23 protein-coding genes are annotated in these 25,782 nt (G+C 71.5%); 5 read left to right on the forward strand and 18 right to left on the reverse strand.

Annotated features, from left to right (window positions below; genetic code table 11):
- From IE252_RS08285 to IE252_RS08300, 4 genes are all read right to left on the reverse strand, one after another.
- Positions 1–888, reverse strand: coding sequence for a metal-dependent hydrolase (locus tag IE252_RS08285; protein WP_190088659.1), 888 nt, complete (start codon positions 886–888; stop codon positions 1–3).
- A gap of 87 nt (positions 889–975) precedes the next feature.
- Positions 976–2,883, reverse strand: coding sequence for a hypothetical protein (locus tag IE252_RS08290; RefSeq protein ID WP_373298524.1), 1,908 nt, complete (start codon positions 2,881–2,883; stop codon positions 976–978).
- A 306-nt stretch (positions 2,884–3,189) separates the two neighbouring features.
- Positions 3,190–4,008 carry a tyrosine-protein phosphatase gene (locus IE252_RS08295; RefSeq protein ID WP_190088661.1) on the reverse strand — a complete coding sequence of 273 codons (819 nt, stop codon included), beginning with the start codon at positions 4,006–4,008 and terminating at the stop codon, positions 3,190–3,192.
- 91 nt (positions 4,009–4,099) lie between these two features.
- Positions 4,100–7,201, reverse strand: coding sequence for an alpha-N-acetylglucosaminidase (locus IE252_RS08300; RefSeq protein ID WP_190088662.1), 3,102 nt, complete (start codon positions 7,199–7,201; stop codon positions 4,100–4,102).
- 142 nt (positions 7,202–7,343) lie between these two features.
- On the opposite strand from IE252_RS08300, the gene IE252_RS08305 reads away from it, so the two are divergent.
- The gene (locus IE252_RS08305; protein WP_190088663.1) at positions 7,344–7,739 is read left to right on the forward strand and encodes a hypothetical protein; all 396 of its coding nucleotides are present in this window, start codon (positions 7,344–7,346) and stop codon (positions 7,737–7,739) included.
- A gap of 87 nt (positions 7,740–7,826) precedes the next feature.
- Here IE252_RS08305 and IE252_RS08310 read toward each other — a convergent pair whose 3' ends face one another.
- The 7 genes from IE252_RS08310 to IE252_RS08340 form a co-directional block, all read right to left on the reverse strand.
- Entirely contained in the window at positions 7,827–9,356 is a 1,530-nt protein-coding gene (locus IE252_RS08310) for a DUF1996 domain-containing protein (protein WP_190088664.1), read from the reverse strand.
- Positions 9,357–9,472: 116 nt separating this feature from the next.
- Positions 9,473–10,618: a methyltransferase gene (locus IE252_RS08315; protein WP_190088979.1), complete on the reverse strand. Its 1,146-nt coding sequence runs from the start codon at positions 10,616–10,618 to the stop codon at positions 9,473–9,475.
- A 149-nt stretch (positions 10,619–10,767) separates the two neighbouring features.
- Entirely contained in the window at positions 10,768–11,415 is a 648-nt protein-coding gene (locus IE252_RS08320; protein ID WP_190088665.1) for a response regulator transcription factor, read from the reverse strand.
- The gene (locus tag IE252_RS08325; protein WP_190088666.1) at positions 11,400–12,665 is read right to left on the reverse strand and encodes a sensor histidine kinase; all 1,266 of its coding nucleotides are present in this window, start codon (positions 12,663–12,665) and stop codon (positions 11,400–11,402) included. Before IE252_RS08325 ends, IE252_RS08320 begins: the two co-directional genes overlap by 16 nt.
- A 201-nt stretch (positions 12,666–12,866) precedes the next feature.
- A complete protein-coding gene (locus IE252_RS08330; protein ID WP_190088667.1) occupies positions 12,867–13,457 on the reverse strand; it encodes a winged helix-turn-helix domain-containing protein in 591 nt (196 codons plus the stop codon).
- Positions 13,458–13,841: 384 nt separating this feature from the next.
- Entirely contained in the window at positions 13,842–14,870 is a 1,029-nt protein-coding gene (gene glnII, locus IE252_RS08335) for a glutamine synthetase (protein ID WP_190088668.1), read from the reverse strand.
- Between the two features lie 173 nt (positions 14,871–15,043).
- Positions 15,044–15,517 carry a hypothetical protein gene (locus IE252_RS08340; RefSeq protein WP_190088669.1) on the reverse strand — a complete coding sequence of 158 codons (474 nt, stop codon included), beginning with the start codon at positions 15,515–15,517 and terminating at the stop codon, positions 15,044–15,046.
- A gap of 221 nt (positions 15,518–15,738) precedes the next feature.
- On the opposite strand from IE252_RS08340, the gene IE252_RS08345 reads away from it, so the two are divergent.
- Positions 15,739–16,263, forward strand: a complete 525-nt coding sequence (locus IE252_RS08345; protein WP_190088670.1) for a carboxymuconolactone decarboxylase family protein — start codon at positions 15,739–15,741, stop codon at positions 16,261–16,263.
- A gap of 12 nt (positions 16,264–16,275) precedes the next feature.
- Here the strand turns inward: IE252_RS08345 and IE252_RS08350 are convergent, their stop codons facing one another.
- Positions 16,276–16,635 carry an arsenate reductase family protein gene (locus IE252_RS08350; RefSeq protein WP_190088671.1) on the reverse strand — a complete coding sequence of 120 codons (360 nt, stop codon included), beginning with the start codon at positions 16,633–16,635 and terminating at the stop codon, positions 16,276–16,278.
- Positions 16,636–16,771: 136 nt separating this feature from the next.
- On the opposite strand from IE252_RS08350, the gene IE252_RS08355 reads away from it, so the two are divergent.
- Positions 16,772–17,053 carry a hypothetical protein gene (locus IE252_RS08355; RefSeq protein ID WP_190088672.1) on the forward strand — a complete coding sequence of 94 codons (282 nt, stop codon included), beginning with the start codon at positions 16,772–16,774 and terminating at the stop codon, positions 17,051–17,053.
- Positions 17,054–17,109: 56 nt separating this feature from the next.
- Here the strand turns inward: IE252_RS08355 and IE252_RS08360 are convergent, their stop codons facing one another.
- Both IE252_RS08360 and glnA read right to left on the reverse strand, forming a co-directional pair.
- Positions 17,110–18,378, reverse strand: a complete 1,269-nt coding sequence (locus IE252_RS08360) for a phospholipase D-like domain-containing protein (protein ID WP_190088673.1) — start codon at positions 18,376–18,378, stop codon at positions 17,110–17,112.
- Between the two features lie 202 nt (positions 18,379–18,580).
- Positions 18,581–19,990, reverse strand: a complete 1,410-nt coding sequence (gene glnA / locus IE252_RS08365) for a type I glutamate--ammonia ligase (protein ID WP_190088674.1) — start codon at positions 19,988–19,990, stop codon at positions 18,581–18,583.
- Between the two features lie 242 nt (positions 19,991–20,232).
- On the opposite strand from glnA, the gene IE252_RS08370 reads away from it, so the two are divergent.
- A complete protein-coding gene (locus IE252_RS08370) occupies positions 20,233–20,700 on the forward strand; it encodes an RDD family protein (protein WP_190088675.1) in 468 nt (155 codons plus the stop codon).
- A 197-nt stretch (positions 20,701–20,897) separates the two neighbouring features.
- Here IE252_RS08370 and IE252_RS08375 read toward each other — a convergent pair whose 3' ends face one another.
- The 4 genes from IE252_RS08375 to lipB all read right to left on the reverse strand — a co-directional run bounded on the left by IE252_RS08375 (position 20,898) and on the right by lipB (position 24,021).
- Complete coding sequence (locus IE252_RS08375) at positions 20,898–21,596, reverse strand: DUF4191 domain-containing protein (protein WP_190088676.1); 699 nt, start codon at positions 21,594–21,596, stop codon at positions 20,898–20,900.
- Positions 21,597–21,615: 19 nt separating this feature from the next.
- Positions 21,616–21,819 carry an SCO2195 family GlnR-regulated protein gene (locus IE252_RS08380; RefSeq protein ID WP_190088677.1) on the reverse strand — a complete coding sequence of 68 codons (204 nt, stop codon included), beginning with the start codon at positions 21,817–21,819 and terminating at the stop codon, positions 21,616–21,618.
- A 288-nt stretch (positions 21,820–22,107) separates the two neighbouring features.
- Positions 22,108–23,097, reverse strand: a complete 990-nt coding sequence (lipA, locus tag IE252_RS08385; RefSeq protein WP_190088678.1) for a lipoyl synthase — start codon at positions 23,095–23,097, stop codon at positions 22,108–22,110.
- Between the two features lie 126 nt (positions 23,098–23,223).
- Complete coding sequence (gene lipB / locus IE252_RS08390; RefSeq protein WP_190088679.1) at positions 23,224–24,021, reverse strand: lipoyl(octanoyl) transferase LipB; 798 nt, start codon at positions 24,019–24,021, stop codon at positions 23,224–23,226.
- 208 nt (positions 24,022–24,229) lie between these two features.
- Here lipB and IE252_RS08395 point away from each other — a divergent pair, with 208 nt between their 5' ends.
- Entirely contained in the window at positions 24,230–25,699 is a 1,470-nt protein-coding gene (locus tag IE252_RS08395) for an NsdA family TPR-like regulatory protein (RefSeq protein WP_190088680.1), read from the forward strand.
- The last annotated feature ends 83 nt before the right edge of the window (positions 25,700–25,782 follow it).

The raw sequence follows: 25,782 nt of genomic DNA on the forward strand, positions 1-25,782 counted from the left end.
TCAGCGGCCTCCGTTGGCGCCGGGCGAGCTCGCCAGATAGGCCACGGCCTGCGCGGTCGAGCCTTCCTGCGAGGGGTGGTACGTACGGCTGAGATAGCGCGGGATCGAGCGCGCCATCGCCCCGGCGGTGGGCAGCGTGCCCTGCCGTCCGGCGCGCAGGAAGGCGCCGACGGTGGCCTTGCCGTCGAGCAGCGAGGGGTCGTTCTCCATGAAGAACCGGGCGCCGCGCTGCCACAGGAAGAGGAGCGCGGCGAAGGCGGTCGCCCAGGTCCTGGCCCTGCGCCGGTAGCTGCCGTCCACGTGCATGAACAGGTCGAAGGCGACCGACCGGTGCTCGACCTCCTCGGCGCCGTGCCAGCGCAGCAGGTCCAGCATCACCGCGTCGGCGCCGCGCTCGTCCAGGGCGTCGGCGTTGAGGATCCAGTCGCCCAGGAACGCCGTGTAGTGCTCGATCGCCGCGATCGTGGCGACCCGCTCCATCAGCCACCACCGGCGGGCCCGCCCCGGCGGCAGCGTCCGGTCGCCGAGCAGCTTCTCGAAGAGCCAGTCGACCTGCGCGGTGTACGGGGTGGGGTCCAGGCCCAGCGCCTTGAGGTGGGGGAGCACGTCGTCGTGGGCGGCCGAGTGCGTGGCCTCCTGCCCGATGAACCCGATGACGTCCTCGCGCAGCCGCTCGTCGCGGATGTACGGCAGCACCTGCTTGTACACATGCACGAACCAGCGCTCGCCCGCCGGGAGCAGCAGGTGCAGCACATTGATGGTGTGACCGGTGAACGGATCGCCCGGGATCCAGTGGAGCGGCGTCTTCTCCCACCCGAACGAGACGTTCCGGGCCTTGAGCTCTATGTGCTCCGAGACCACCGGAGCGGGCTGCGGCGTATTAGACATGGCGTCAATGTACTGACGGGTAGGTGTCTGGCAACAGGGTTGTGCGAGGAGTTGTTCGTACGGAACCGGTCACCGGGGCCCAGCGGTTCAGCGCAGGGCGGTGACCCGGGTTCCGTCCGCGAGGCGGCCGTCGAGCTGGGCGCGGGCGCCCTCCTGGGTGCGCACAGCGAGCAGATGGCCGCGCTCGGAGGCGTCCACGCCGCCGGAGACGGCGACCCGGGTCAGGTCCTCGCTGCCGGCCGCCAGCACGTACCAGTGTCCGCCCCGGGACTTCCACAGCACCCCGGCTAGCACGCGCGGCTGGTGGGTGCCGCAGGCGGCGCTGTTCTCGGCGCGCGCGGCCACCGCGCCCGCCGTGGCCTTCGCGGCGCCCGGCGCCTGGAACTGGGCCAGCACCCGGTTGTCCGTGCCGGACCAGGTGTCGGCCCGGGTGCACAGCCAGGCGGCCGTGCCGTTGGCCTCGGGCAGCGGCTGCCGGGCGAACTGCCACGCGTTGACGGCCCGCACGCCCTGCGAGCGTACGGTCGGCAGCAGGCAGGCCGTACGGGCCCAGGCCTCGCGGGCGGTAGTGCTGGCGATGTCCCTGGGCGCCTCCGGCGGCCCCCAGGTGAGCCGGGCGGGCGCGAGCTCCCCGAGGTCGGTCAGCAGCCGCCCCGCCGAGTCGTCGCGCAGCTGGAGCACGTCCCAGGAGGTGCAGTCGCGGGCCTGGGCGGGCGAGACCAGCGGGGCGGTGACGCCGTCCCGGTCGCGGGGGAGGGGGCGGGGCGCGGCGGCCGGGTCGAGCAGGTCCCGGACGGCCGCCTCGCGTACCCAGGGGGCGGTCAGATAGCGGACGTTGCCGTCGGTGCGGCCGACCACCAGCGCCCCGGCGGAGGCGGCGTCCGCGCCGTCCACGCGCGCGAAGTCGAGCGCGGCGCCGGAGGTGCCGTCCACCGGCTCCGCGTACCGGGCGACCCGCAGCCCGTCGTAGAACAGCACGACCGAGGCCCGGTCGACCCGCCCCGCGTACAGCAGTTGGGGCGCGCCCATCGGCGGCCCCGACGGCGTGCCCGGCGTGGCCGAGACCTGCACGGAACGGCCCGGCCGCGCCCAGACGGCGAGCGCGCGCCGCAGCAGGGCGGTGTCGCTGGTGAGGGAGCCCCGGGCGGGCCAGACGGAGAAGTCGGTACGGGCCGAGGTGCGCCAAGTGGCCGAGTCCACCCGGACGACCCGCGCCGGGTCGAGGGCGGCCTCGGCTGCGGGATTGCGGGCGTACGGCGGCGCGGCCGCGCCGTCCGGTCCCCAGCCGTCGCCCGGGAGCCCGAGGAGCGTGCCGCAGACGGCGAGCGCGGCGGCGGCGACGAGGGCGGCGCGCAGGTGCTGGCGGCGGCGCATCAGGTCGGTGGGCCGGGCCTGGAGGGAGCAGGGGTCGAACTCGGCGGCCTGGAGCAGCGCGGCGGCGTCGCCGGGATCCCCGGCTTCGCCGATGGCGGTGTCGGGATCTTCGACGCCCACGGCGTCAAGCTCCCTCCTGACCTCGTCGTCGCTCAGCCGGTCGAGCCCGCGCAGGACGAAGGCGGCCCGGGCGGGTCCGCTGAGGGCGGAGAGGCGCTGGTCCAGGGCGAGTTCATCGGCTCCGCCGGAGCGGGGGAACAGCCTGAGCCCCCACACCTGCGGCAGCACCGGCGGCAACTGCGCCCGCTTGGGCCAGGCCCGCCGCCGCAACGGCAGCCCCGCCTCCAGCGCCTGCCGCACGACCTGCCGCCGCACGAACCCGTACCCCGGGTCCCCCCGCCGGGGCGCCGGAATCACGGCCTCCGCACCCCCGTGCTTCCGCGGCAGCGACCGCTGCACCAGCGCGTGCGCGGTCAGCACGCGCCGGTTCCGCCCGAGGGAGGGCGGCAACACGAGGTAGGCGAGCCGGGTCAGCCGCGGATAGTGCTCGACGAGAGCGGCTTCGGCCTGCTCGATGCCGATGGGGGTGGGACGGCTGAGGATGTCCTGGGGCGGGGCCACGTTCAGCAAAACGAGCGAATGGTGGGATGGTCACCGGGGGGTGTGCCCGGGGTTTGTCTGCCGCTGAGTGGGGGCTGGCTGCGGCCCCTTTTGCCCGGTGCTTGTCTGCGGGCCGTCCCCAACTGGTCGCGCAGTTCCCCGTGCCCCTAAGAATGCCGCCGCGCGGCAATCCCCTGGGCGGCCCGGAGGGGCGCATTTAGGGGCGCGGGGAACTGCGCGACCAGCCACAGCAGACCCGCAGACGAACGGGGGTCCGGGGCGAAGCCCCGGGAACGGGCCTCCACCACCCACCCACCCCCGGAGGGTTCAGGGAAGGGGTGGGGTGGGGGAATCCACCAAGCGGGTGCGCAGCCGCCCCAGAGACTCCTCCCCCACCCCCAACCCCTCCCGCACATACACCCCCATAGACCCGTAAAGGGACGAAACCTCCCCCAACCCCGCCGCCAAATACTCCCGCACCACCCCGACCACCGCGAGTGCCACCTCCGGATCACCCCCCTGCGCCGTGAACCCCTCGATCAACGGCGCGAACGCCTCCCGCACCGCCCCGTTCACCGCCAGGTACTCCCGCAACACCACCTCCGCAGACGCCCCCAGCAGCGACAGCAGCACCGTCGCCCCCCACCCCGTACGGTCCTTCCCCGCCGTGCAGTGGAAGAGCACCGGCCCGGCGGCCTCCGGATCCGCCAGTTCCAGCAGCAGCGTCCGGTACGCGGCCCGGGCCGACGGCGACGACACCAGGTCCCGGTACAGGTCCTCGAACACCGCCTGCGCCCGGCCCCCACCCAGGTGCTGCTCGGCCGCGACGGGGTCGGCCAGGACGTGCCGCAGCCGCGCGGCCGCCGGCGCCCCGGATTCGCTCACCGCGTCCGCCAGCACGTCCGCGACCACCAGCCGCGCCCCGGACGGCAGCCGGTCGGGCCGCTCGGCCCGCTCGGCCGCCGTCCGCAGGTCGACGACCGTACGGATCCCGAGCGCGGCCACCGCCGGGTCCCGGTCCGGGTCGAACCGGTCGAGCGCCCCGGCCCGGAAGACCAGGCCGGGCCGGACCGTACGCCCCCCGGCGAGCGGCGTACCGCCGAGATCGCGGAGGTTGGCGACACTGTGGGCGGGAATCGCGGTCATGGGCGGACGCACTCCTGGGGCAGAAACACAAAGAACACGACTCGGACGCGTCCATGTGTGCCCCCATCCGGGCCGAAACGTAACCCCGCCCCTACACCACCGCCCACCCCCCGAACTCCGCCGTCCCCCGCGCCCCACTCCCCCCGTTCGCCGCGCTCATGAACAGCCCCGCGTCCTGCACCGCCGCCGTACCCGGCACCGGCACCGTCGCCACCGTCCGCCAGGTCGCCCCCGCGTCCGTCGAGCACGCGCCGGTGAACGACCCGGCCGGGCCCCGGCTCAGCCGCAGCAGGACCGGCGCCGCCACCCCCGTGATCCGCCGGTAGGTGTCGAGCAGCCCGTCACCGTCCGCGTCGTACGACAGGACCACGCCCTGCCCGGGCGTCGCCGCCAGATTCAGGAATCCCGTCGACCCCGGCACCCCGAGGCCGTTGCGTACGATGATCCCACCCCGCGCCCAACTCCCGGTGTTGTCAAGTGAGTTGACGGAGAGAACCACCGTCGCACCCTCCCGCAGCGCCCCCTCCCGATACGCCGTGCCGAACCGCGCGATGCCCTTCCACAGGTCCAGGCCGCCACCATTGATCGCCAACCGCCCGTCCAGCTCGCCGAACACCGCGTCGTTGCTGGTGAACGTCCGCCACCCGGTGCTCAGCGGCGCCGCCAGATACACGGCGGACCGCTGGACGACCGCCACCCGGCCCTCGCCGTCCGGGCCGTACCGCGTGGTCAGCTCGTACGGCATGGCCCGCAGTGGTGCGGTCAGCGGGTCGGCGGGGGCGGTGGCCCGCCAGCGCACCGAGCCCTCGCCCGCCGCCGGGATCCGGTTCAGCCGCGTGGGGCCCTCCGGCTCGGCGTCGAGGCCGGTCAGTGCGAAGTCGACGCGGCCGGTCGCCCGCAGCCCGTTGAGGTTGCGCAGCGCAGCCGTGACCGTGCCGGTCGAGCCGGGCGTGAAGCTCACGGGGTCGGCGGCGACGGTCACGGCCCCCTGGTAGGGCGCGCTCGCGAGCGCTTCGTGGACGCGCAGCGCCGTCCGGTACGGGTCACCGGTCGCCCGTACCGGATACGTGCCCGACTCCCGCGTCCACGCCTCCTCGCCCACGTACCAGTCGAAGGCCTTGGGCGCCCGCCCGTCCGCCAGGGCGTCGGCCAGCTCGTCCAAGTAGGCGCGCCACTGCGGGAGGTGAAGGTCCGTCAGCAGGCCCTGCCAGTCGCGGTCCGCGTAGTTGCTGAGGTTGTCGGCCGCCGAGCGGCCCGCCCAGGTGGTGATCAGCGTCCGCGCCGTCCACTCCAGCCGGGCCGCCTCCTGCGCGCTCGTCGCGAACCGCTTGGCGTCCTCCAGCCACGGGCCGAGCAGGAACGCCCGGTGGCAGCCGGACATCTCGTCGGCCAGCCGCATCAGCCGCAGCCACAGCGCGCTCAGCACCCCGAACGCTTCCTGGTCCTTCGCCTGGTACGCGATCCGCAGCTGCGGAAGCAGCAGCCGCGACCGGTCGGCGAGCGCCTGCCGGGCGACGTCGGTGAGGTCGTACGCATAGGCGTCCGAGCCGCGCAGCGACGGACGTACGGCAAGGAGCTCGGCGAAGGCGCGGTCGAAGCGGGCCGACTCGAAGGCGGTGGTGACGGAGGCGGTGATCGACGGCCGCCGGGTGAAGAGCGAGTCGACGGGCCGCCCGTCGGCGGTGGTCAGCCGGTAGGCGGTGGCGGCGAGCGCGGCGAACGCCTCGCGCGCGTGGCCGTCCTCGCGCCCGTAGCGCACGTCCGCGTACGTACGGAACCAGTCCTCCCGCTCCACCGGCCCGTCCCGCCAGGCGAGCTCGCTGAACAGCTCGAACGCGGCGGGGTCGCGCTCGGCGGACTCCGGCATGTAGGCGGTGCCGACCAGGGTGCTGCCCGGCTTGTCGCGCCACTGGGCGAACTTGCCCGTCCAGCGGTGGGTGTTGGCGCCCAGGGTGGTGCGGCCGCCGAAGTTGGGGATGGTGCCGAACGCGTACGGCGTGCCGCCCCAGTCCTTCTCGCGGTCGGTGACCGTGGCGAGGTCGGAGAGGCCGTCGACGATCAGGATCCGTGACTTGTCGACCGCGGCCAGGACGTCCGGGCGGGGGTTGGTCTGCCAGCCGAGTATCACCCAGGTGGCCCCGGGCCGGGCGGTGTGCAGGGCCTTCTCGACGGCCCGGGCGGCCTCGGCCACCGGTACGTCGCCCGGGGTGCCGCCCTCGTGCAGCAGATCCATCTTGAAGTGCCGCGCCTCGCCGAACAGCTCCTCCTGATGGCGGTAGAAAGCGGCCGCGACCTGCGGGAACACCTCGGTGCGCGGGTCGAGCCAGTCGGGTCGGCGCAGACCGTTCCAGCCGCCCTGGGGGACGACCCGGGCCCCCGGGTTGCGCTCGGGGAAGCCGTCCGGGACGGTCCCGAAGTAGCCCGGCAGCACCGGCCGCATCCCCAGCTCGCGCAGCCGCGCGGTGATCCGCGCGCCCAGCTCCGCGCGCCGGTCGATCAGCGCGGGGGAGAGGGGGCCGCCGTATCCGCTCATGTTCTGGAGCAGCCACCACGGCTGGTGCGAGGGCGCGGGCAGCCAGGCCCGGGCCTCCTCGTCGGAGTATCCGAAATCCAGCAACAGGCGGTGGTAGACGGCTTCCTGACCTGGCGTCACCAGCACCTCGTTGCAGCCGTGCAGCGCCAGGACGTCGATCAGCCGCTCCCAGCGCGGCCAGTCGGCGTACGGGGCGGTGTAGCCGTCGTGGGTGTCGTTGAAGACGAACCGGTGCGGGACGGTCGCGGTGCGCTCCACCGGCCAGTCCGGCGCGGGCAGCAGGCGCGGCAGGTCCAGTTGGCTTCCCGCCCAGGTCAGATGGGCCTTGCAGGTGTACTTGAGGTACCAGTGCAGACCGGTCAGGGCGGTGGCCGGGCCGGTGGCGGCGATCTCGATCCGCCCGCCGGAGCCGGTGACCCGGAAGCGGTCGGGGCCGCCCTCGGGCAGGGGCGTGAGACGGATCCGGTCGGCGTGGTCGGGCAGGAGCCGGACGAGGGCTTCCCGGGCGGGCCCGGTGTCAAGCAGGTGTGCAACCGCGGAGGGTGCCGGGGCCGCGAACGCGGGGGGCGCCGCCCCGATCGCGGCCCCGGCGCCGATGGCTCCGGCCGTGCTCAGCACCGTACGTCTGGAGGGGGTCCGGGGACTCGACAGCTCGGTCATGGGCTCGGCGCTCCTCGTGTTGTTGGGGTGACAACAGGCGCGTGCGGAGCGCACGTTAACGGTGGCGCGGGTGCCGGGCAACGGGGCCACTGAAATGGCCAAATGCCCACGGGGAGGGGGTGGTTGAGGGCACGATGGAGGTATGCGCACTCTTGTACGAGCGGCCCTGGTGACCGCGGTCGTGACCCTAGCCGCGGGCTGCGGCGGGCACGGCCACGACGCGCCGAAGACGGCCGGCGGAACCCTCGAACAGATCGCGGCCCAGGCCGCCTGCACACCGAAGATCTCCACGAACGCGGCCGAGCTGCGGCAGGCCAACTGCGACACCCCGGACGGCCGCTACGTCCTGGCGACCTTCGCCACGGACCGCGGCCAGCGGGAGTGGATCAACGGCGCCAAGGACTACGGCGGCGCCTATCTGGTGGGCCGCAAGTGGGTCGCCGTCGGCGACGAGGACGTGGTCAACGCGCTGCGCGGCCGGCTCGGTGGCAGTGTCGAGACCGGGACCAACCATTCCGGACACCACCACATGAGCTGACCGCGCAGGGGATGCTCCCCCGGGTGGGGTGACCCGGGGGAGCCAATCAGGGGGAGCGGGTTTCCAGGCGCGTGCGCGCCCTGTCGGTCAGGCGCAGCTGCGCCCCGTGTTGATGCAGGTCACCGCCTTCCTCATCAGCTGGTCGCTGAAGACGTTGATGAAATCACCGTGATCGGTGACGGGCTTGTGGAGCTGCTCGGGGAACGAGTCGACGGCGAACCCGGGGCCCGGCGGCACGGCGTACACGATCCGCTGCTGGAGCTGCGGGATCGCCTTGAAGCCGCGCGGGCACGCACCGTTCCTTCCGGCGAAGGCGACGTGCGTCCGGTGGTTCGCGCTGTCCGTGTTCTTCCCGTCCCAGCAGCTCTGGAAATTGAAGGTGCGGACGACTTTGCTGCCCTGGGGGCAGATCGGGTACTTGTCCTTGAGCTGGCGGTTCTCGAATCCGGTGCAGCTCCAGGACGCGTTGGCATTCGCGTTCCCGTTGGTGAAGGCCTTGGCGTCGCCGGTGATGATCCGCAGAAAGCGCGGCATGGCGGTGACCTTGCTGACGGGATTCCCGGCGAACTTGATGGTGACCTGGACGGGCGTCTGGATCTTTCCGACGTTCTTGTCCTTGCCGCCGCCGTCCGCATTGGCGTCGTTCTCGTTCTGACCGTTCTGCAGGCGGATCACGGGCCAGTAATACGTGGACTTGTCGCCCTGGTTGCGGCAGCTCGTACCGCCGTTGGCCAGATCGCCGTCGCTGGCGAAGGCGTCGTTCGCCTGGTTTCCGACATAGTCGTGCATATGGTGGGCGCCATTGCTCACACCGGGCGCGACGATGACGTTGTCCGGATTCCGTTTGCCATTCTGGTTGACGCCGCAACTACTGGTGAAGAGACCGGTCGAGCCGTTGCGCTGGAATTGGGGGGCCCGCACGTTCGGCCGTACGGAACGGATGTCGACGAAGTCGTTCTTCGAGGGCCCGTTCCCGACGCCCTGACCCTGGCCCTGCTGTCCCTGACCCTGGCCTTGACCTTGGTTCTGGCCCTGGTTCTGACCCTGGCCCTGGCCGCTCTGGTTCTGCCACTGGCCCTGACCCTGGCCCTGGTTCTGCCCCTGGGCCTGTCCGGCCGCCTGGGCGGCTCCCTGGCCGCCCCCGCCGTTGTCGTCGGCGCGCAGGGTGCAGGGGGCGAGCCCCCGCATCCCCTGCGGCTGCTGTCCGCCGCCGCGGCCCACCGCGCCGGCGATCCGGTCCAGCGACGCCGTCCGCTTGTCCTTCAGCGGATCCAGTACGACCTGCTGGGCGTATCCGGCATCCCGGTCGACGCGGTCCTTGTTCGAGGCGAACTTCTCGTATGCGTCGGTGATCTGCGTATCAATGGCGGCCAGTTCGCGGTCCACCTCCGGACGGGCCGAATCCGGCACGTCCGGCAGGCTGTTGGACACGTCCGGACAGTCGATCGTCGACAAATTCCGCACCGGGGCGGCCCGTACCTGGGCCTTTCCCGGGTCGTCACTCGCCGAGGCGTACACATTCACCGCGACAAGGCCGCCCCCACCGATGAAGAGTGCCGCGGCGGCCATCGTCATCCGCCGGGGGAAGGTCGGCCGTTTTCGTATTGAGCGTCCCATGGAACTCCTTCGCTTGAAGCAGCGCGTCGTTCCATACGCATGGGGCACGTGGGGCGTTCAACGCCCCGACTATTTCGTAGGTATCTCCAGGAACACGGGTCGGCCGGGTCGGACGTTCAGCGCTTGACCGCGCGCAGCACCACGAACTTCGGGTCGCTGGCGACGAGTTCGCTGTTGCCGAAGAGCCGCTCCAGCTTGAGGTGGTAACCCAGGTGGCGGTTGCCCACGACCCACAACTCGCCGCCCGGGCGCAGCGCTTCGCGCGCGTCCGTGAACATCCGCGTGGAGGTGCGGTCCGTGGTGGCCTGATGGGTGTGGAACGGCGGGTTGTTGAGCACCAGGTCGGCCGAGCCCGGCGGGAACCCGCTCAGCCCGTCGCCGAGCCGGAACTCGGCGTCGGCCTCCCGCGCCGCGCCCGCGCAGAGCCGGAACGTCGCCCGCGCCGAGGCGATCGCCTGGTGCGACTCGTCGGTGAACACGACCTTCGCCTCGGGGTTGGCGAGCGCCGCCGCCGTACCCACGATGCCGTTGCCGCAGCCCAGGTCCACGACCCGGTCCGGGCCGGTGCGGGCGGGCATGTGCTGGAGCAGGAAGCGGGTGCCGATGTCGAGGCGGTCGGCGCAGAACACGCCCGCGTAGTTGGTGACGGCGAGCCCGGAGGCCGGGCCGATGCCCATCTCCAGGGAGTACGTCAGCGGCCACGGGTTCCTCGGCCGGGCGAGCGCCGGGTCCGGCTCGCAGAAGATCAGCCGGGCCTTCTTCTCGGCCAGCGAGGTCTTCGTGGGGCCGAGGAGCCGCTCGAACAGGTTCAGCGTGGAGGTGTGGATGTCCTTCACCATGCCGGTGCCGACGACCACGGTGCCCGCGTGCACGCCCGGCGCGAGCCGGTGCAGCTGGTCCTCCAGGAGGGCGAGGCTCTTCGGTACGCGCACCAGCAGGACGTCCACCCGGGCGGGCGGCTCGTCGTGGGTGGAGAGCAGCGTGACGGAGTCCTCCGCCACGCCCGCCCGCGCCAGGTTCGCCCGGGTCGCCTCCTGGCCGAGGAAGGACTCGCTGATCTGCGTGAGCGAGCCGGCTCCCCGGGCCGCCAGCGCGGTCGTCAGGGCGCCCCAACGGTCGCCGAGGGCCACCACGGCCCCGGAGAGGTCCGTGTCCTCCAGGTGCCGCAGCAGATACTCGTCGGCGGCGTCCCAGGCCCGCAGCTGGTCGCGGGGATCCTCGGGAAATCGGGTCAGGTCGTACTCGCCCCAGGGCGTGCTCATACGGTTCATTACGGCCAGGCTAACCCGCCGGGGCCGACGCCCTACGCCATCCACGCGTGGCACCCCCTAGGGGCGCGGGGCTGTGACATGTGCGGCTCCGCCGCGTGGGCGCGCCCAGCCACCCACGGTCCGCAGCCGAAAGACGAAGCTCAGCCTCGCTCCAGGTAAGCCAGCACCGCCAGCACCCGCCGGTTGTCATCGTCAGACACCGGCAGGCCCAGCTTCGCGAAGATATTGGACGTGTGCTTCGCGATCGCCCGCTCCGTCACCACCAGCTGCTGCGCGATCGCCGCATTGGACCGCCCCTGGGCCATCAGCTCCATCACCTCCAGCTCCCGAGGAGTGAGCCCCGCCACCGGCGAGTCCCGCACCTTGCGCGACAGGAGCTGCGAGATCACCTGCGGATCCATCGCCGTGCCACCCCCCGCCACCCGCCGCACCGCGTCCACGAACTGCTCCGCGTCGAAGACCCGGTCCTTCAGCAGATAGCCGACGCCCCCGTTCCCGTCGGCGAGCAGCTCGCGCGCGTACAGCTGCTCCACGTGCTGCGACAGGACCAGGACCGGCAGCCCTGGCCGCGCCCGCCGGGCGGCCAGCGCGCACTGGAGGCCCTCGTCGGTGTGCGTGGGCGGCAGCCGTACGTCCACGATCGCCACCTCGGGGTCCGACTCGGCCAGCGCCCGGGCCAGTTCGGGCCCGCTCTCGACCGCCGCGACGATCTCGAAGTCGTACGCCTCGAGGAGCCGTACGAGCCCGTCCCGGAGCAGGAAGAGGTCTTCGGCTAGGACAACGCGCAAGGAATCTCCATGGTCACCATGGTGGGGCCGCCCACGGGACTGCTGACGGCCAGGACGCCGTCGAATGTACCCAGTCGGCGCTCAAGACCGCTCAGCCCCGAGCCGCCGCCCACCCGGGCCCCGCCGCGCCCGTCGTCGGTGACCGAGATCCGCAGCGCCCCGCTCCCGTACGAGAGGTCGACCCAGATCCGGTCGGCCCCGGCGTGCTTGACCGCGTTGGTGAGGACCTCGCTGACCGCGAAGTACGCGGCCGACTCGACCGGTGCGTCGGCGCGCCCGGCCGGCAGCTCCACGTCGACCTCGACCGGCACCGGCAGCCGCAGGGCCAGGGCCCGCACCGCGTCCCCGAGGCCCCGCTCGGCGAGGACCGGCGGGTGGATGCCCCGGACCAGGTCGCGCAGTTCGGTGAGCGCCTCGGCGGACGACTCGCGGGCCTTGGCGAGCAGCGCCTTGGCCTGCGCGGGGTCCTTCTCGATCAGGGCTTCCACGGTGCCCAGGCTCATGCCGACGGCGACGAGCCGGGCCTGCGCCCCGTCGTGCAGGTCGCGCTCGATGCGGCGCAGTTCGGCGGCCGAGGAGTCCACGGCGTCGTGCCGGGTCTCGGTCAGGCGCTCCACCCGCAGGGCGAGGGCCTGCTCCCGGGTGGGGGAGAGCAGCGACCTGGCGATCGCGAAGTTGGCCCTGATCAGCGCCGGGTTCACGAAGAGGCCGAGGGCGGCGTACCCGAATCCGAGGACGGCCGCCAGGTTGGCCGTCGACTGCGAGGTGATGTGGACGAAGGTGAACCACAGGCCGCCGCCCGCCTCGTCGATCGGCTTCCAGACGCCCGCCGCGAGCACCACGCCCCACACGCTGTAGAGGAGCAGCGCGGGCGCCAGCATGGCGACGACGGCGCCCGCCGTCATGTCGGCGAGCAGCCACTCCAGGTCGCGCCAGGTCGCCGGGTCCTTCAGGAGCGCCCCGCACCGCTCCACCGCGCCGAGCACCCCGGCCCGCTCGCGGGGCAGCGGCCGGTACGGCACGGCGATCTCCATCCCCAGCCACTCCCGGGCCAGCGAGCGGCGCCGGTTGGCGTACACCCGTACCGCTTCGAGCACGGGCGGGGTGGTGAACACGCCCACGCCGATGGGGATCAGGGCGATCGACACGGCGGTCAGGGTGAACAGGAAGATCCCGACGGCCAGGGCGCTCGTCGAGAGGCCGAACCCCCGGCCACCGGCGAGCAGCCCCGCCTTTGTGCGCGTCACCATCGTCCTCGTCCCCCTTCATGGGCCCCGCGTGCTTGCGGACCCCAGTCTCGCCGCACCGCCCGGTCGCGGTCACGGGGCCGGTCCCCCCGGCCGGGGTGTATCTACCACCACCCCCTGACCTCCCAGTTTGCCCGGAAACGGGAGCGCCCCCGGCACGGCGGTCCGTGCCGGGGGCAGCCCGGGTGAGCGCGTACGGGCGGATCAGGGCGCGTACTTGTACCCGACCCGCCGCACCGTCTGGATGGCGTGGCGGTGCTGGGTGCCGAGCTTGCGGCGCAGCCGGGCGACGTGGACGTCCACGGTCCGGCCGTCGCCGACGTGGCCGTACCCCCACACCGTGGTCACCAACTGGTCGCGGGTGTGCACCCGCTGGGGGTGCGCCACCAGATGGGCGAGCAGCTCGAATTCGAGGTACGTGAGGTCGAGCACGCGCCCGTCGACCTCGGCGGTCCGGCGGACCGCGTCGATGCGCACCAGCGCGTCGCCGCCGACCGCCGCGTCCGCGTCGGTCTCCTCGGCCACCGGGTCGGGCGCGGCGGCGAGCAGCGGCTGCTGGTCTGCCGGGACGAGCACCAGATAGCCGACCATCGGCGGGTGGCCGGGCAGCGCGGGCAGGGTGTGCTGGGGCGCGGGCAGCCAAGTGGCGCCCGGCGGAAGGAAGTCGACGACCGTGCCGGTGGCGGCGGCCACCTCGTCGCGGTCGACGGCACGGAGTCGATGGCGTCCCAGGGGTACGGGACCGGGGCGGGCAGCGGTCGCAGCGGAGGCGGAGAAGGTACGGGCGTTCGCCATGAGAGGTCAGCTCTTTCGCGCGGAGTCGTCGACAGGGGACGTACGTCGGTGCGCGCGGGCCGAAGGCCTTCGATGAGGGGAGGCTTTAGAGGGCCGGCGCGTTCATCGCGCGGCAACACACCCGGTCGAAGTCGTGGTGCTGACGAGACGGCCAGAACGGCTCGAGGTCGCTGCGACCTGTCGCGGGGTTCGGGTAGCTGGCCATGGGCCCATTCAACCAGATCCCCGCGCCGCTGAGCAGCGCCCTCCCACAGTCCGATACGGAACCTTGGCACACGGTGACCGGAACTCGCCCTACCGCAAAGCCCGGAGGGCGCCCACCGCGTATGCGGCGGACGCCCTCCGGGACGGTTCCTGCGGGCCGGTTCCCGCTGCCCGTGCGGCTCAGACCTGGCCGGCCTTCTCCAGACCGGTGCAGCAGGTGTCGACGATCAGCCGGGTCACGACGTACGGGTCGACGTTGGCGTTGGGGCGGCGGTCCTCGATGTAGCCCTTCTTGTCCACCTCGACCTGCCACGGGATGCGGACCGAGGCGCCGCGGTTGGAGACGCCGTACGAGTACTCGTTCCACGGGGCGGTCTCGTGCAGGCCGGTGAGGCGGTCGTCGATGCCCGCGCCGTAGTTCTTGACGTGGTCCATCGGCTTGGAGCCCTCGCCGAGCGACTCGCACGCGGTGATGATCGCGTCGTAGCCCTCGCGCATCGCCTTGGTGGAGAAGTTGGTGTGCGCGCCCGCGCCGTTCCAGTCGCCCTTGACCGGCTTGGGGTCGAGGGTGGCGGAGACGTTGAACTCCTCGGCGGTGCGGTAGAGCAGCCAGCGCGCGATCCACAGCTGGTCGGAGACCTCGAGCGGGCCGACCGGACCGACCTGGAACTCCCACTGGCCGGGCATGACCTCGGCGTTGATGCCGGAGATGCTCAGGCCCGCGGCGAGGCAGTGGTCGAGGTGCTTCTCGACGATCTCGCGGCCGAAGATCTCGTCGGCGCCGACACCGCAGTAGTAGCCGCCCTGCGCGGCCGGGAAGCCGCCGACCGGGAAGCCGAGCGGGCGGGTGCCGTCGAAGAACGTGTACTCCTGCTCGATGCCGAAGATCGGCTCCTGCGCGGCGAACCGCTCGGCGAGCGGGCGCAGCAGCGCGCGCGTGTTGGACTCGTGCGGGGTGCCGTCGATGTCGAAGACCTCGCACAGGACGAGGACGTTGTCGCCGCCGCGGATCGGGTCCGGGCAGGAGAAGACCGGCTTCAGCACGCGGTCGGAGGCGTGGCCCTCGGCCTGGTTGGTGGAGGAGCCGTCGAAGCCCCACACCGGCAGCTCGGTCCCGTCGGGCGTACCCGCGATGATCTTGGTCTTCGAGCGGAGCTTGGCGGTCGGCTCGGTGCCGTCGATCCAGATGTACTCAGCCTTGAACGTCACGGAAGCCATCCTTTGCGGGAGCTGCTGGTGGTGCGGGAGCCGGTGCCGTGCGGGGCGCCTCGGCCGTCGGGGGCAGCCTCACACCCCGGCATTTCCCGTCCGTTGCCCGTTTGTGAACCTGGTGTTACTCAGGTTTCGTTAGGTGAACGCAGCGGGGTCGGCGACCGGCCGGGTCATTTGATGACGGCGTTCGCCCCTGCGATGAGCAGCCCGATCGCCGCGTCCGCGCCCCCGATGAGCGCGGCGGACCGGCGCCGATAGCCCTCCCGCAGTGCGGCGAACGTGCCCCAGCCGAACAGCAGCGCCGTGTTGAGCAGCAGCCCCGCGCTGGTGACGTCCTTCTCCGCCCAGCCCGCGAGCCCGGCGACGACGAGCAGCAGCACGGTCGGCATACAGGCGATGATCACCGGCCACTCGTCGGCGAGCGTCACCCCGAGCCGTCGCCAGCGCTGGCCGCCGCCGTTCTGCCGGTGGGACGACATGTGGTGCGCGTAGGCGTGGGCGAGCGCGGCGGTGCCGGCGGTCACCAGGATCCAGGCGGCGTTGTAGTACGGGGTGAACGGCGTGCCCTCGCTGTGCAGCGCCGCGAGCAGCGCGCTGCTCAGGACCGTCCCGTACACGCCGCCGAACAGCCAGTTCTGCTGCATGGGGACTCCCTGCGGGGTGCGGGTGGGGAAGCCTCCAAGGTAGGCGAGGGTTTCGGGGGCGATCGTCCCCGTAAAGTACGAAATATTTCGCCCGAAAGTATGACAACGGGAGGGGTGGGCCGGGCTCGGGTGCGGCCTCGCGGGCCAAGCGAAATTGACCCGTCTTTCCGACCCGGAAATGCACCTGTGGACCGGTCGCCCACCCCCGTAGATTAATGATCATGACGACGACGCAGATCGCCCCGAAGACCACCGGCCTCACCGACACCATCGCCCAGGCCGCGGCCCAGAACCCCGTACGGATCGACTTCGCCAAGGCCAACCCGAAGGCGTTCAAGGCGATCATCGCGCTGAACATCGCGGCCACCGAGCACCTCGACCCCGCCCTGGTGGAGCTGGTGCAGATACGGGCCTCGCAGATCAACAACTGCGCGTACTGCCTCCACATGCACGTCAGCGACGCGCACAAGGCGGGCGAGAACCCGGCGCGGCTGCACATGGTGGGCGTGTGGCGCGAGGCCCCGCACTTCTTCACGCCGCAGGAGCGCGCGGCGCTCGCCCTCACCGAGTCGGTCACGCTGATCGCGGACGGCGAGGTGAGCGACGAGGTGTTCGAGGAGGCGGCCGAGGAGTTCAGCGAGCAGGAGCTCGGCGGGCTGCTCGCGCTGATCTTCACGATCAACACGTGGAACCGCCTGAACGTCACCGCGCGGAAGGTGGCGGGGACGGACGAGCGCGTCCGCTAGCCCCCGGGGGCCTCACCGGGAGAGCGCGTCCCGTACCGCCTCCTCGGTGCGGCCCACCACGGCCGTCCCGTCCTCCGCCGTGATGATCGGCCGCTGGATCAGCTTGGGGTGCGCGGCGAGCGCCGCGATCCAGCGGCCTCGCGCGGCGGCCTCGCGCGGCCACTCCTTGAGGCCGAGCTCCTTCGCGTCGGCCTCCTGGGTGCGCGTGATGTCCCACGGTTCGAGGCCGAGCCGTTCCAGTACGGCCCGGATCTCGTCCTCGGACGGCACGTCTTCGAGGTAGCGGCGGACGGTGTACGAGGCGCCCTCGGCGTCGAGCAGCTGGATGGCGCTGCGGCACTTGGAACAGGCGGGATTGATCCAGATCTCCATGGGGCCCAAGGTACCGCCGATATCGCCGATACCCCCGTGACCTGCTCAAAGACCCTTCTGGCAGCGGCGATTGTCAGTGGTGCGCAGTAAAATTGAGGCAGTTCGAGAGGGTTCCCGACTGCCCAGGAGGATGCCCATGGCCGCTGCCGTACTGACTTCGCGCGCCCCGCAACAGCTGTCCCTGATGTCCCTCAAAAAGGTGCCGCTGCCCGCCGGGCGTCCGCGGGTGTGGTACGAGACGCACAACAGGCGCCTCAAGGCGATGCGCCTGGCCATCGCGCTGCTCGACACGGGTGTGTACCAGCCGGAGCACGCGCCCGACCGCAAGATACGGAGCACGGCGGAGCTGATCGGAGTGCACCCGCCGTCCGACACGACGTGCCGGATGGTCCGGGCGCTGATCCGCTCCGGCCGCTGATGAGCGAGTGCCGCGCCCCGCGCAGACCGGGGCGCGGCACTTCACCGCGGTCCGCCTCAGCAGGTGGCGGCGACGCCGTTGGCGGGCTGGTGCGTGGTCGCGGCCCGCAGCTGGTTGAAGTTGGCCACGTACGAGTCGAAGACCGCGCTGTCCTCCAGCTGGAGCATGGTCTCGTCGCTCTGCCGCAGCGAGTTCCCGCTCCAGTTGTGGCTGCCGGTCCACAGCACCTTGCGGTCCGGGGTGTTGTAGTAGTTCCCCTCCACCAGCAGGTACTTGTCGTGGATCCAGGTGGAGTCGGCCTGGCAGTAGTACTTGGTGATGACCCCGCCGTACACACTGGAGGTCTTCTTCAGCAGCGTCTCGAGGGACTGCTTCTCGAGCGCGCTGTCCGGGTTGTACGTCTCGGAGACCTCGACGTAGCACCCCTGCGCGTCGAGCTCGGCGAGCCGGTCGGCGAGGTAGGGGCGGCTGAAGATGGTCATGCTGACCCGGACGCGGGTGCGGTGGTTGTCGGTCGTGCCGTACTTGGAGTTGCCGAAGCACTTCACGTTGTCGAGCACCGTGGCGACGGTGTCCTCGGACGGGTCGTGGTAGGGCGACCCGTTGCTCTCGGCGCGGGGGTAGAAGTGCGCCTTGGCGTTGCCGGAGGCGACGGGGGGCCGCCCGGTGGAGTAGTAGTCGTTGTTGGCGCGCCGGGCACGCAGGTCGTCGAAGTACCCGTTGTAAGCGGCGTAGATCCCCTCGTTCCCCACCAGCACCAAGGCGTTGTTCCACCCCTTGGTGCCGTCCCGCCCGACGTGCAGATTGGCGGAGGACTGGACGACGACGTGAGGGGTGCCCTGGGTCTCCGACAGCAGCAGGAACTTGTTGTGGTTGATGGCGTCGACGGTCCCGAGCGCCCGCGTACCGACGCACCCGCGCCCGGCCCCGCAGCTCATCACCCACGACGCCTTGGCCGTGTCCCCACCCAGCTCGGCCAGCAGGCTCTTGTACGGAGCCATGCTCACCGCCTTCTCGTCGAAGACCGCCTGCACGTCGACGCCCCGCCGATGGGCGGCGACCAGCGCGTCGGGCAGGGCCGGATCGTCGGCGTAGAACATGGCCAGCCGTATCCGCGCCCCCGCCGGCGCCCCCGCTATGAGCTCCACCTGCCACGCCACCACGGCCTGCTGCTCGGCGGCGGTCCCCACGGGGTTGTTGAACACGGCCTGGGTGGTGACGGGAGCCGGGGCGTCGGCCGAGGCGGTAGTGGCCTGAGCCGTGAGCGTGGACGCGAGGATGGCGGCGGCGAGGGCGGCGGTGCGGAGGGCGGGGCGGGAGCGCAAAGGGGGGTTCCTCTCTGACGTGATCGAACCCGACCTGGTCGCAACCTGATCGGCGGCTGCCCGATCTTGCCAAGAAGAGCCAGGGAAGGTCGAGTTCACGCCCACACCGCCCCCGATCGACGGCAACGAAAGAGGCCCTGCCGCTCCCCGGGAGGGAGTGGCAGGGCCTCTTTCCGTACGTAGATTCCCGTGCGCGGAACTCTTAGATGTCGAAGTACAGCTCGAACTCGTGCGGGTGCGGCCGCAGCTGGATCGGGGCGATCTCCGACGTGCGCTTGTAGTCGATCCACGTCTCGATCAGGTCGGACGTGAAGACGCCGCCCGCCTGGAGGTACTCGTTGTCGGCCTCCAGGGCCTCCAGCACCGCCGGGAGGGAGGTCGGGACCTGGGGGACGCCCGCGTGCTCCTCGGGGGCGAGCTCGTAGAGGTCCTTGTCGATCGGCTCGGCCGGCTCGATCTTGTTCTTGATGCCGTCGAGGCCCGCGAGGAGCAGCGCCGAGAAGGCGAGGTACGGGTTCGAGGACGGGTCCGGGGCGCGGAACTCGACGCGCTTGGCCTTCGGGTTCGAGCCCGTGATCGGGATGCGCATCGCGGCCGAGCGGTTGCGCTGCGAGTAGACCAGGTTGACCGGCGCCTCGAAGCCGGGGACCAGGCGGTGGTACGAGTTCACCGTCGGGTTGGTGAAGGCCAGCAGCGACGGGGCGTGCTTGAGGATGCCGCCGATGTAGTAGCGGGCGGTGTCCGACAGGCCCGCGTAGCCCTGCTCGTCGTAGAAGAGCGGCTCGCCGCCGGTCCACAGGGACTGGTGGACGTGCATGCCCGAGCCGTTGTCGCCGAAGATCGGCTTCGGCATGAAGGTCGCGGTCTTGCCGTTGCGCCACGCGACGTTCTTCACGATGTACTTGAAGAGCATCAGGTCGTCGGCCGCGGCCAGCAGCGTGTTGAACTTGTAGTTGATCTCCGCCTGGCCGGCCGTGCCCACCTCGTGGTGCTGGCGCTCGACCTGGAGGCCGGACTTCTCCAGCTCCAGGGAGATCTCGGCACGCAGGTCGGCGAAGTGGTCGACCGGCGGGGCCGGGAAGTAGCCGCCCTTGTAGCGGACCTTGTAGCCGCGGTTGTCCTCGACCGCACCGGTGTTCCAGGCGCCGGCCTCGGAGTCGATGTGGTAGAAGCCCTCGTTCGCCGTGGTGGCGAAGCGCACGCTGTCGAAGACGTAGAACTCGGCCTCGGGGCCGAAGTACGCCGTGTCCGCGATGCCGGTCGACGCGAGGTAGGCCTCGGCCTTCTTGGCGATGTTGCGCGGGTCACGGCTGTACTGCTCGCCCGTGATCGGGTCGTGGATGAAGAAGTTGATGTTCAGCGTCTTGTCGCGGCGGAAGGGGTCCACGCGCGCGGTCGACAGGTCGGCGCGCAGCGCCATGTCGGACTCGTGGATGGCCTGGAAGCCGCGGATCGACGAGCCGTCGAAGGCCAGCTCCTCGGACGGGTCGAACGCCGTCGCCGGAATCGTGAAGTGCTGCATCACGCCGGGAAGGTCACAGAACCGGACGTCGACCATCTTGACGTCGTTGTCCTTGATGAACTTCTTGGCGTCGTCGGCGTTCTGGAACATCCAACTCCTCCTACTCCCGTCCGGGGGAGACGGGGTTGTAGCTCGTTGTGCGGCCAGTGCGGTGGCACACGCTGGACCTGACCATAGGCAGGCGGGATTTCTCAAGCGTGACCCGTTTGTTTCGCCCAAGTTAACCGGGGCCCGGGTAGGCGGCGCATCAAGACCCGTATAAATGGGATAAATGCAGGCCTCTTGGCCATCCCGGCGGCGGGCCTTCGCACACCGGCCGGTACCGTGGAAGCGTGGACAACAGGCAAGCAATCGGATCGTGGCTCTCCGGGCCCAAGGCGGCGGCCGAGGAGATGGGCGTCGACTTCGGTTACCGCGGCGAACAGCTCGGGCTGCCGGAGGAGGGGCCGGGCGCCATCGCCCCCCTGGGTCGGCGCTTCGGCGCCATCTTCATCGACTGGTCGGTGAGCGCCCTGATCGCATACGGGCTGCTCGCGCACCGCACCCTCCACCTCACCAACAACTGGGCGCTCGTCGTCTTCCTGGTGATGAGCATCCTGACCGTCGGCACGGTCGGCTCCACCCCCGGCAAGCGCATCCTGGGCCTCCGCCTCATCGCCGAGGGCGGCGGCCGCCTCAGCTTCCCGCGCGCGCTCCTGCGCAGCGTCCTGCTCTGCCTCGCCATCCCGGCCCTGGTCTGGGACCGAGACGGCCGAGGCCTCCACGACCGCTTGGCGCGCGCGATCCAGGTCCGGATCTAGCTTCGTACGGACCGAAGCCTTCGTACGTACCGCAAGCAGCGCCCCGTAAGGGGCGCGGGGAACTGCGCGACCAGCCCTCCACGGTCCGCAGTCGAAGGCACTCCCAGCGCGGAGCGCACAGTCCCGTACGTACGGGAAAGGGGCGGCCAGGACCATTCGGTCCCGGCCGCCCCTTCACCGGTCGCCCCAGCGGAGCGTCAGCGCGCCTTCCCGCCACGCGGCATCCGCATCCCCTTGGGCATCGGCCCCTTGGGAAGCGGCATGTTGCTCATCAGGTCGCCCATCGCGCGCAGCCGGTCGTTGGCCGCGGTGACCTGCGGCCCCGCCAGCACGCGCGGGAGCTTCAGCAGTGTGGTGCGGAGCTTCTTCAAGGGCACCTGGCCCTCTCCGTCGCCGACCATCACGTCGTGGACGGGGACGTCCACCACGATCCGGGCCATCTTCTTCTTCTCGGCCGCCAGCAGCGACTTCACCCGGTTCGGGTTGCCCTCGGCCACCAGCACGATGCCGGCCTTGCCGACCGCCCGGTGCACGACGTCCTGGCTCTTGTTCATCGCCACCGCCGGAGTCGTCGTCCAGCCGCGGCCGATGTTCTGGAGCACCGCGGCCGCGGCCCCCGGCTGTCCTTCCATCTGCCCGAAGGCAGCGCGCTCGGCACGGCGTCCGAAGACGATCGCCATGGCGAGGAAGGCCAGCAGGAAGCCGAGAATGCCCAGGTAGATGGGATGATCGATCCAGAACCCGAGCGCGAGGAAGACACCGAAGGTGACGATTCCCACTGCCGCGACGACGAGACCGACCTTCGAGTCGGCCTTGCGGGTCATCTTGTACGTCAGGGCGATCTGCTTCAGTCGCCCGGGGTTCGCAGTAGTGTCTGCGTTTTCCTTCCTCGCCATGAACTGAAGTTTACGTGGCCTAGGACCGACGGCTAGCCACGGCCTCCAGTACGTGCTGCGCCTCGGTCCGGTCCTTGGCCCGGCGGCGGTCCTCCAGGACCGCGGTCCAGGCGTTGCGGCGGGCGGTGCGCTGGCCCGCGCCCATGAGGAAGGACTCCATGGCGCGCAGTGCGTCGGTGACGGACGGGAGCGCGGTGGCGCGTACGGTCGTCGCGGACTGCATCGTGAGGTCCTCCCCAGGACGGGAACCGGATACGGAACGAACGGGGCGTGCGCGCGGGCTCACGCTCGGGGGCGTGCGCGGTGCGTGAATCCAGCGTCACTGACTGGTGTTACCAGGGCGTGTCCGAACGGTCAAACACCAATGAAACCTTGACGCGCCCCCGTAAAACGCTGACGCGGCCCGTACACACCCCCTACCTGCGGGGGATGTACGGGCCGCGTCGATTCAGCCATTACCGGCCGGTAAGTCTTTGTGCGCGAATTCACACGCGAGACTCACCCGCCGCACTCACACGCCGACGGCGGTGCCCTCCGCGGCGGCCGGCGGCGAAACCGTCTCGCCGCGCCGCTCCATCGCCTGCTGGAAGAGCCGGCCCGCGCGGTACGAGGAGCGGACCAGCGGGCCCGACATCACACCGGAGAAGCCGATCTCGTCGGCCTCCTCCTTGAGCTCCACGAACTCCTGCGGCTTCACCCAGCGCTCGACGGGGTGGTGGCGCACGGAGGGGCGCAGGTACTGGGTGATCGTGATGAGCTCGCACCCCGCGTCGTGCAGGTGCTGGAGCGCCTCGCTGACCTCCTCGCGGGTCTCGCCCATGCCGAGGATCAGGTTCGACTTGGTCACCAGGCCGTAGTCGCGGGCCTTGGTGATGACGTCGAGCGAGCGCTCGTAGCGGAAGCCGGGGCGGATCCGCTTGAAGATCCTCGGGACCGTCTCGACGTTGTGCGCGAAGACCTCGGGGCGGGACGAGAAGACCTCGGCCAGCTGCTCCGGCACCGCGTTGAAGTCGGGTGCGAGCAGCTCGACCTTGGTGCGGCCGTCGGCGCGGTCCGCCGTCTGCGCGTGGATCTGGCGCACGGTCTCCGCGTACAGCCAGGCGCCGCCGTCCGCCAGGTCGTCGCGAGCGACGCCGGTGATCGTGGCGTAGTTCAGGTCCATGGTGACCACGGACTCGCCCACGCGGCGGGGCTCGTCGCGGTCCAGCGCCTCGGGCTTGCCCGTGTCGATCTGGCAGAAGTCGCAGCGCCGGGTGCACTGGTCGCCGCCGATGAGGAAGGTCGCCTCGCGGTCCTCCCAGCATTCGAAGATGTTGGGACAGCCCGCCTCCTGGCAGACCGTGTGCAGCCCCTCGCCCTTCACCAGGGCCTGCATCTTGGTGTACTCGGGGCCCATCTTCGCCCGGGTCTTGATCCACTCGGGCTTGCGCTCGATGGGGGTCTGGCTGTTCCGGACCTCCAGGCGCAGCATCTTGCGTCCGTCGGGTGCGACTGCGGACACGACGTGCTCCCTATGACTTCGATTCTTCGGCGGACACCAGGGTACGCCCGTTATTTGCGTGGCATTACGTCTGGCCAACCCGTGGCCAGAGGGGCGCATTCCCGATCCGGGTGCGCCGGGGGCGTACTAGGCGGTAGCGCGCTCGATCTCCCTGGGCGCCAGTTCCGCGTGCTCCAGGATGTCCTTGAGGTGCTTCTCGACGACCGGCAGGACGTCGGCGATCGTGATCTCGCGGCCCAGTTCGTACGAGAGCGAGGTCACGCCCGCGTCGCGGATGCCGCACGGCACGATCCTGTCGAACCAGGTGTTGTCCGGGTTCACGTTCAGCGCGAAGCCGTGCATCGTCACGCCCTTGGCGACGCGGATGCCGATCGCGGCGAGCTTGCGGTCCTCGCGGCGCTGGCCCGCGTTGGAGGGCGCGTACTCCGGGCCGTTCAGGCGCGGGTCGAACTCCTCGTCGGTGAGCCGGGGGTCGAAGTCGAGCGAGAGCCCGGCGGGCCTGGGGCGCTGCTCGACCGGGTCGCCGAGCACCCACACCCCGCTGCGGCCCTCGACCCGGGTGGTCTCCAGGCCGAAGTCGGCGGCCGTACGGATCAGCGCCTCCTCCAGCCGGCGCACGTGCGCCACCACGTCCACCGGGCGCGGCAGCTTCTGGATCGGGTAGCCGACCAGCTGGCCCGGGCCGTGCCAGGTGATCTTGCCGCCCCGGTCCACGTCCACGACGGGCGTGCCGTCCAGGGGGCGCTCGCTGGGGTCCGTGCGCCGGCCCGCCGTGTAGACCGGCGGGTGCTCCAGGAGCAGACAGGTGTCCGGGATCTCGTCGGCGAACCGGGCCGCGTGCACCCGCCGCTGCTCGTCCCAGGCCTGTTGGTACTCGACCGCGTCGTCGCCGAAACCCAGTCGGACAAATCGCAGCTCGTTCACGCCCGGCTCCTCACCCAGTGCATACATGCGCCCCAGCCACTGTACGACCGCGTTCGACGGCAGCGTGCGGCGGGCAGAAACGGCACCTCCTCACACGATCGGATGAATGCGGGGCGAAGGCGGCGGTCAGGGCGGTATTGACCGCTAAATTCCCCCCGTTCCATGAGGGCTGCCCGCTTGGCCCGGAAGGCAGGAGATCGCACAGCTGATGACGGAACGACCCCCGCAGCGCACGCCCAACCGGCAGCTCGCCGCGCTCATCGCGGAGGCCGGGTTCTCCAACGCGGGCCTCGCGCGCCGCGTGGACCAGCTCGGCCTGGAGCACGGCCTGGACCTGCGGTACGACAAGACGTCGGTGACCAGGTGGCTGCGCGGGCAGCAGCCGCGCGGCACCACGCCCGCGCTGATCGCCGAGGTGTTCACCCGGCGCCTGGGGCGCAGACTCTCGGCCCAGGACCTGGGGCTGGACGCCTGTGCGCCGGTGTACGCCGGGCTGGAGTTCGCGGCGACCCCGGAGGAGGCCGTCGACATCGTCAGCGGTCTGTGGCGCAAGGACTCCGGCAGCCACGTCGAACTGCGCAAGATCGCGTTCACCCCGGCCGGGCTCGTGGTGCCCAGTCGGGACTGGCTGATCGGGCGCGCCGACGAACGCGTCGGCCACGGCGACCCCTCCCCGCGCTTCGCGGGCGAGGCGGCCGCCGCCGGGCCGCCGCGCATCCCCAGCCAGGGGCGCCCCGGCGTACCCCGGCAGCGCAGCTCGGACCGGGGCCCGGGACAGCGCGTGACCAGCGGCGACATCGCGGCCCTGCGCTCGGTCGGGGAGCTCTTCCGCACCCTGGACCACGCCTACGGCGGCGGCCACGCGCGCCAGGCCCTGGTGCGCTACCTGGAGCACGAGGCCGAGCCGATGCTGCGCGGCAGCTACGGCGAGAACACCGGCCGCAGGCTCTTCGCGGCGGCCGCCGACCTCACCCGCCTCGCGGGCTGGACGTCGTACGACATCGCCGCGCACGGTCTGGCGCAGCGGTACTTCGTCCAGGCGCTGCGGCTCGCCCAGGCCGCCGGGGACCGGGCCTACGGCTCGTACGTGCTGGTCACCATGAGCCGCCAGGCCGTCTACCTCGGCCACGGCCGGGAGGCGGTGCAGCTGGCGCGGGTCGCCCAGCAGGGCGTCGGCTCCTCGGCGCCGCCGGTGGTGCAGGCGCTGCTGCACTCCGTGGAGGCGCGCGGGCACGGGGTGCTCGGCGAGGTCCGGGCGTGCACGGCGTCGTTGGTGCGGGCGGAACGGGCGATGGAGGCGGCCCGGCCGGGCGACGACGTGCCGCACTGGGCGCGGTTCTTCGACGACGCGCAGCTCGCGGACGAGTTCGGGCACTGCCACCGGGACCTCCAGCAGTACCGGGCGGCCGCGCAGCACGCCGAGCGCTCCCTGCAGCTGCGCGCCCCGGCGTACGCCCGCTCGCGGCTCTTCTGCCGGGTGGTCCTGGCCTGCGCCCGGCTCGGCCTCGGCGAGCTCGACCAGGCCTGCGCGCTCGCCGCGGAGGCGGCGCAGCAGGCGAGCGAGATGCGGTCGGTGCGGGCGACGGAGTACGTACGGGACTTCGAGCGCCGCCTGGAGCCATATCGGGATGCGGCGGCGGTACGGACGTATCGCGACCGGGTGGCGGCGCTCGGGTAGGTACCCCTGACCGTGCTTTCGTCTGCGGACCGTGGTGGGTTGCTCGCGCAGTTCCCCGCGCCCCTAAGAATGCCGCTGCGCGG

Source organism: Streptomyces melanogenes (assembly GCF_014649795.1).
In the GTDB taxonomy this organism is placed as follows: domain Bacteria; phylum Actinomycetota; class Actinomycetes; order Streptomycetales; family Streptomycetaceae; genus Streptomyces; species Streptomyces noboritoensis.

Excerpts from the sequence above, each read along its gene's own strand:
- IE252_RS08295 (WP_190088661.1), bottom strand. The coding sequence starts at position 4,008 with ATGACCGCGATTCCCGCCCACAGTGTCGCCAACCTCCGCGATCTCGGC.
- IE252_RS08305 (WP_190088663.1), top strand. The coding sequence starts at position 7,344 with ATGCGCACTCTTGTACGAGCGGCCCTGGTGACCGCGGTCGTGACCCTA.
- IE252_RS08345 (WP_190088670.1), top strand. The coding sequence starts at position 15,739 with ATGACGACGACGCAGATCGCCCCGAAGACCACCGGCCTCACCGACACC.
- IE252_RS08350 (WP_190088671.1), bottom strand. The coding sequence starts at position 16,635 with ATGGAGATCTGGATCAATCCCGCCTGTTCCAAGTGCCGCAGCGCCATC.
- glnA (WP_190088674.1), bottom strand. The coding sequence starts at position 19,990 with ATGTTCCAGAACGCCGACGACGCCAAGAAGTTCATCAAGGACAACGAC.
- IE252_RS08395 (WP_190088680.1), top strand. The coding sequence starts at position 24,230 with ATGACGGAACGACCCCCGCAGCGCACGCCCAACCGGCAGCTCGCCGCG.
- IE252_RS08310 (WP_190088664.1), bottom strand. The coding sequence starts at position 9,356 with ATGGGACGCTCAATACGAAAACGGCCGACCTTCCCCCGGCGGATGACG.
- IE252_RS08325 (WP_190088666.1), bottom strand. The coding sequence starts at position 12,665 with ATGGTGACGCGCACAAAGGCGGGGCTGCTCGCCGGTGGCCGGGGGTTC.
- IE252_RS08380 (WP_190088677.1), bottom strand. The coding sequence starts at position 21,819 with ATGCAGTCCGCGACGACCGTACGCGCCACCGCGCTCCCGTCCGTCACC.
- IE252_RS08285 (WP_190088659.1), bottom strand. The coding sequence starts at position 888 with ATGTCTAATACGCCGCAGCCCGCTCCGGTGGTCTCGGAGCACATAGAG.
- IE252_RS08330 (WP_190088667.1), bottom strand. The coding sequence starts at position 13,457 with ATGGCGAACGCCCGTACCTTCTCCGCCTCCGCTGCGACCGCTGCCCGC.
- IE252_RS08300 (WP_190088662.1), bottom strand. The coding sequence starts at position 7,201 with ATGACCGAGCTGTCGAGTCCCCGGACCCCCTCCAGACGTACGGTGCTG.
- IE252_RS08340 (WP_190088669.1), bottom strand. The coding sequence starts at position 15,517 with ATGCAGCAGAACTGGCTGTTCGGCGGCGTGTACGGGACGGTCCTGAGC.
- IE252_RS08355 (WP_190088672.1), top strand. The coding sequence starts at position 16,772 with ATGGCCGCTGCCGTACTGACTTCGCGCGCCCCGCAACAGCTGTCCCTG.
- IE252_RS08375 (WP_190088676.1), bottom strand. The coding sequence starts at position 21,596 with ATGGCGAGGAAGGAAAACGCAGACACTACTGCGAACCCCGGGCGACTG.
- IE252_RS08315 (WP_190088979.1), bottom strand. The coding sequence starts at position 10,618 with ATGAGCACGCCCTGGGGCGAGTACGACCTGACCCGATTTCCCGAGGAT.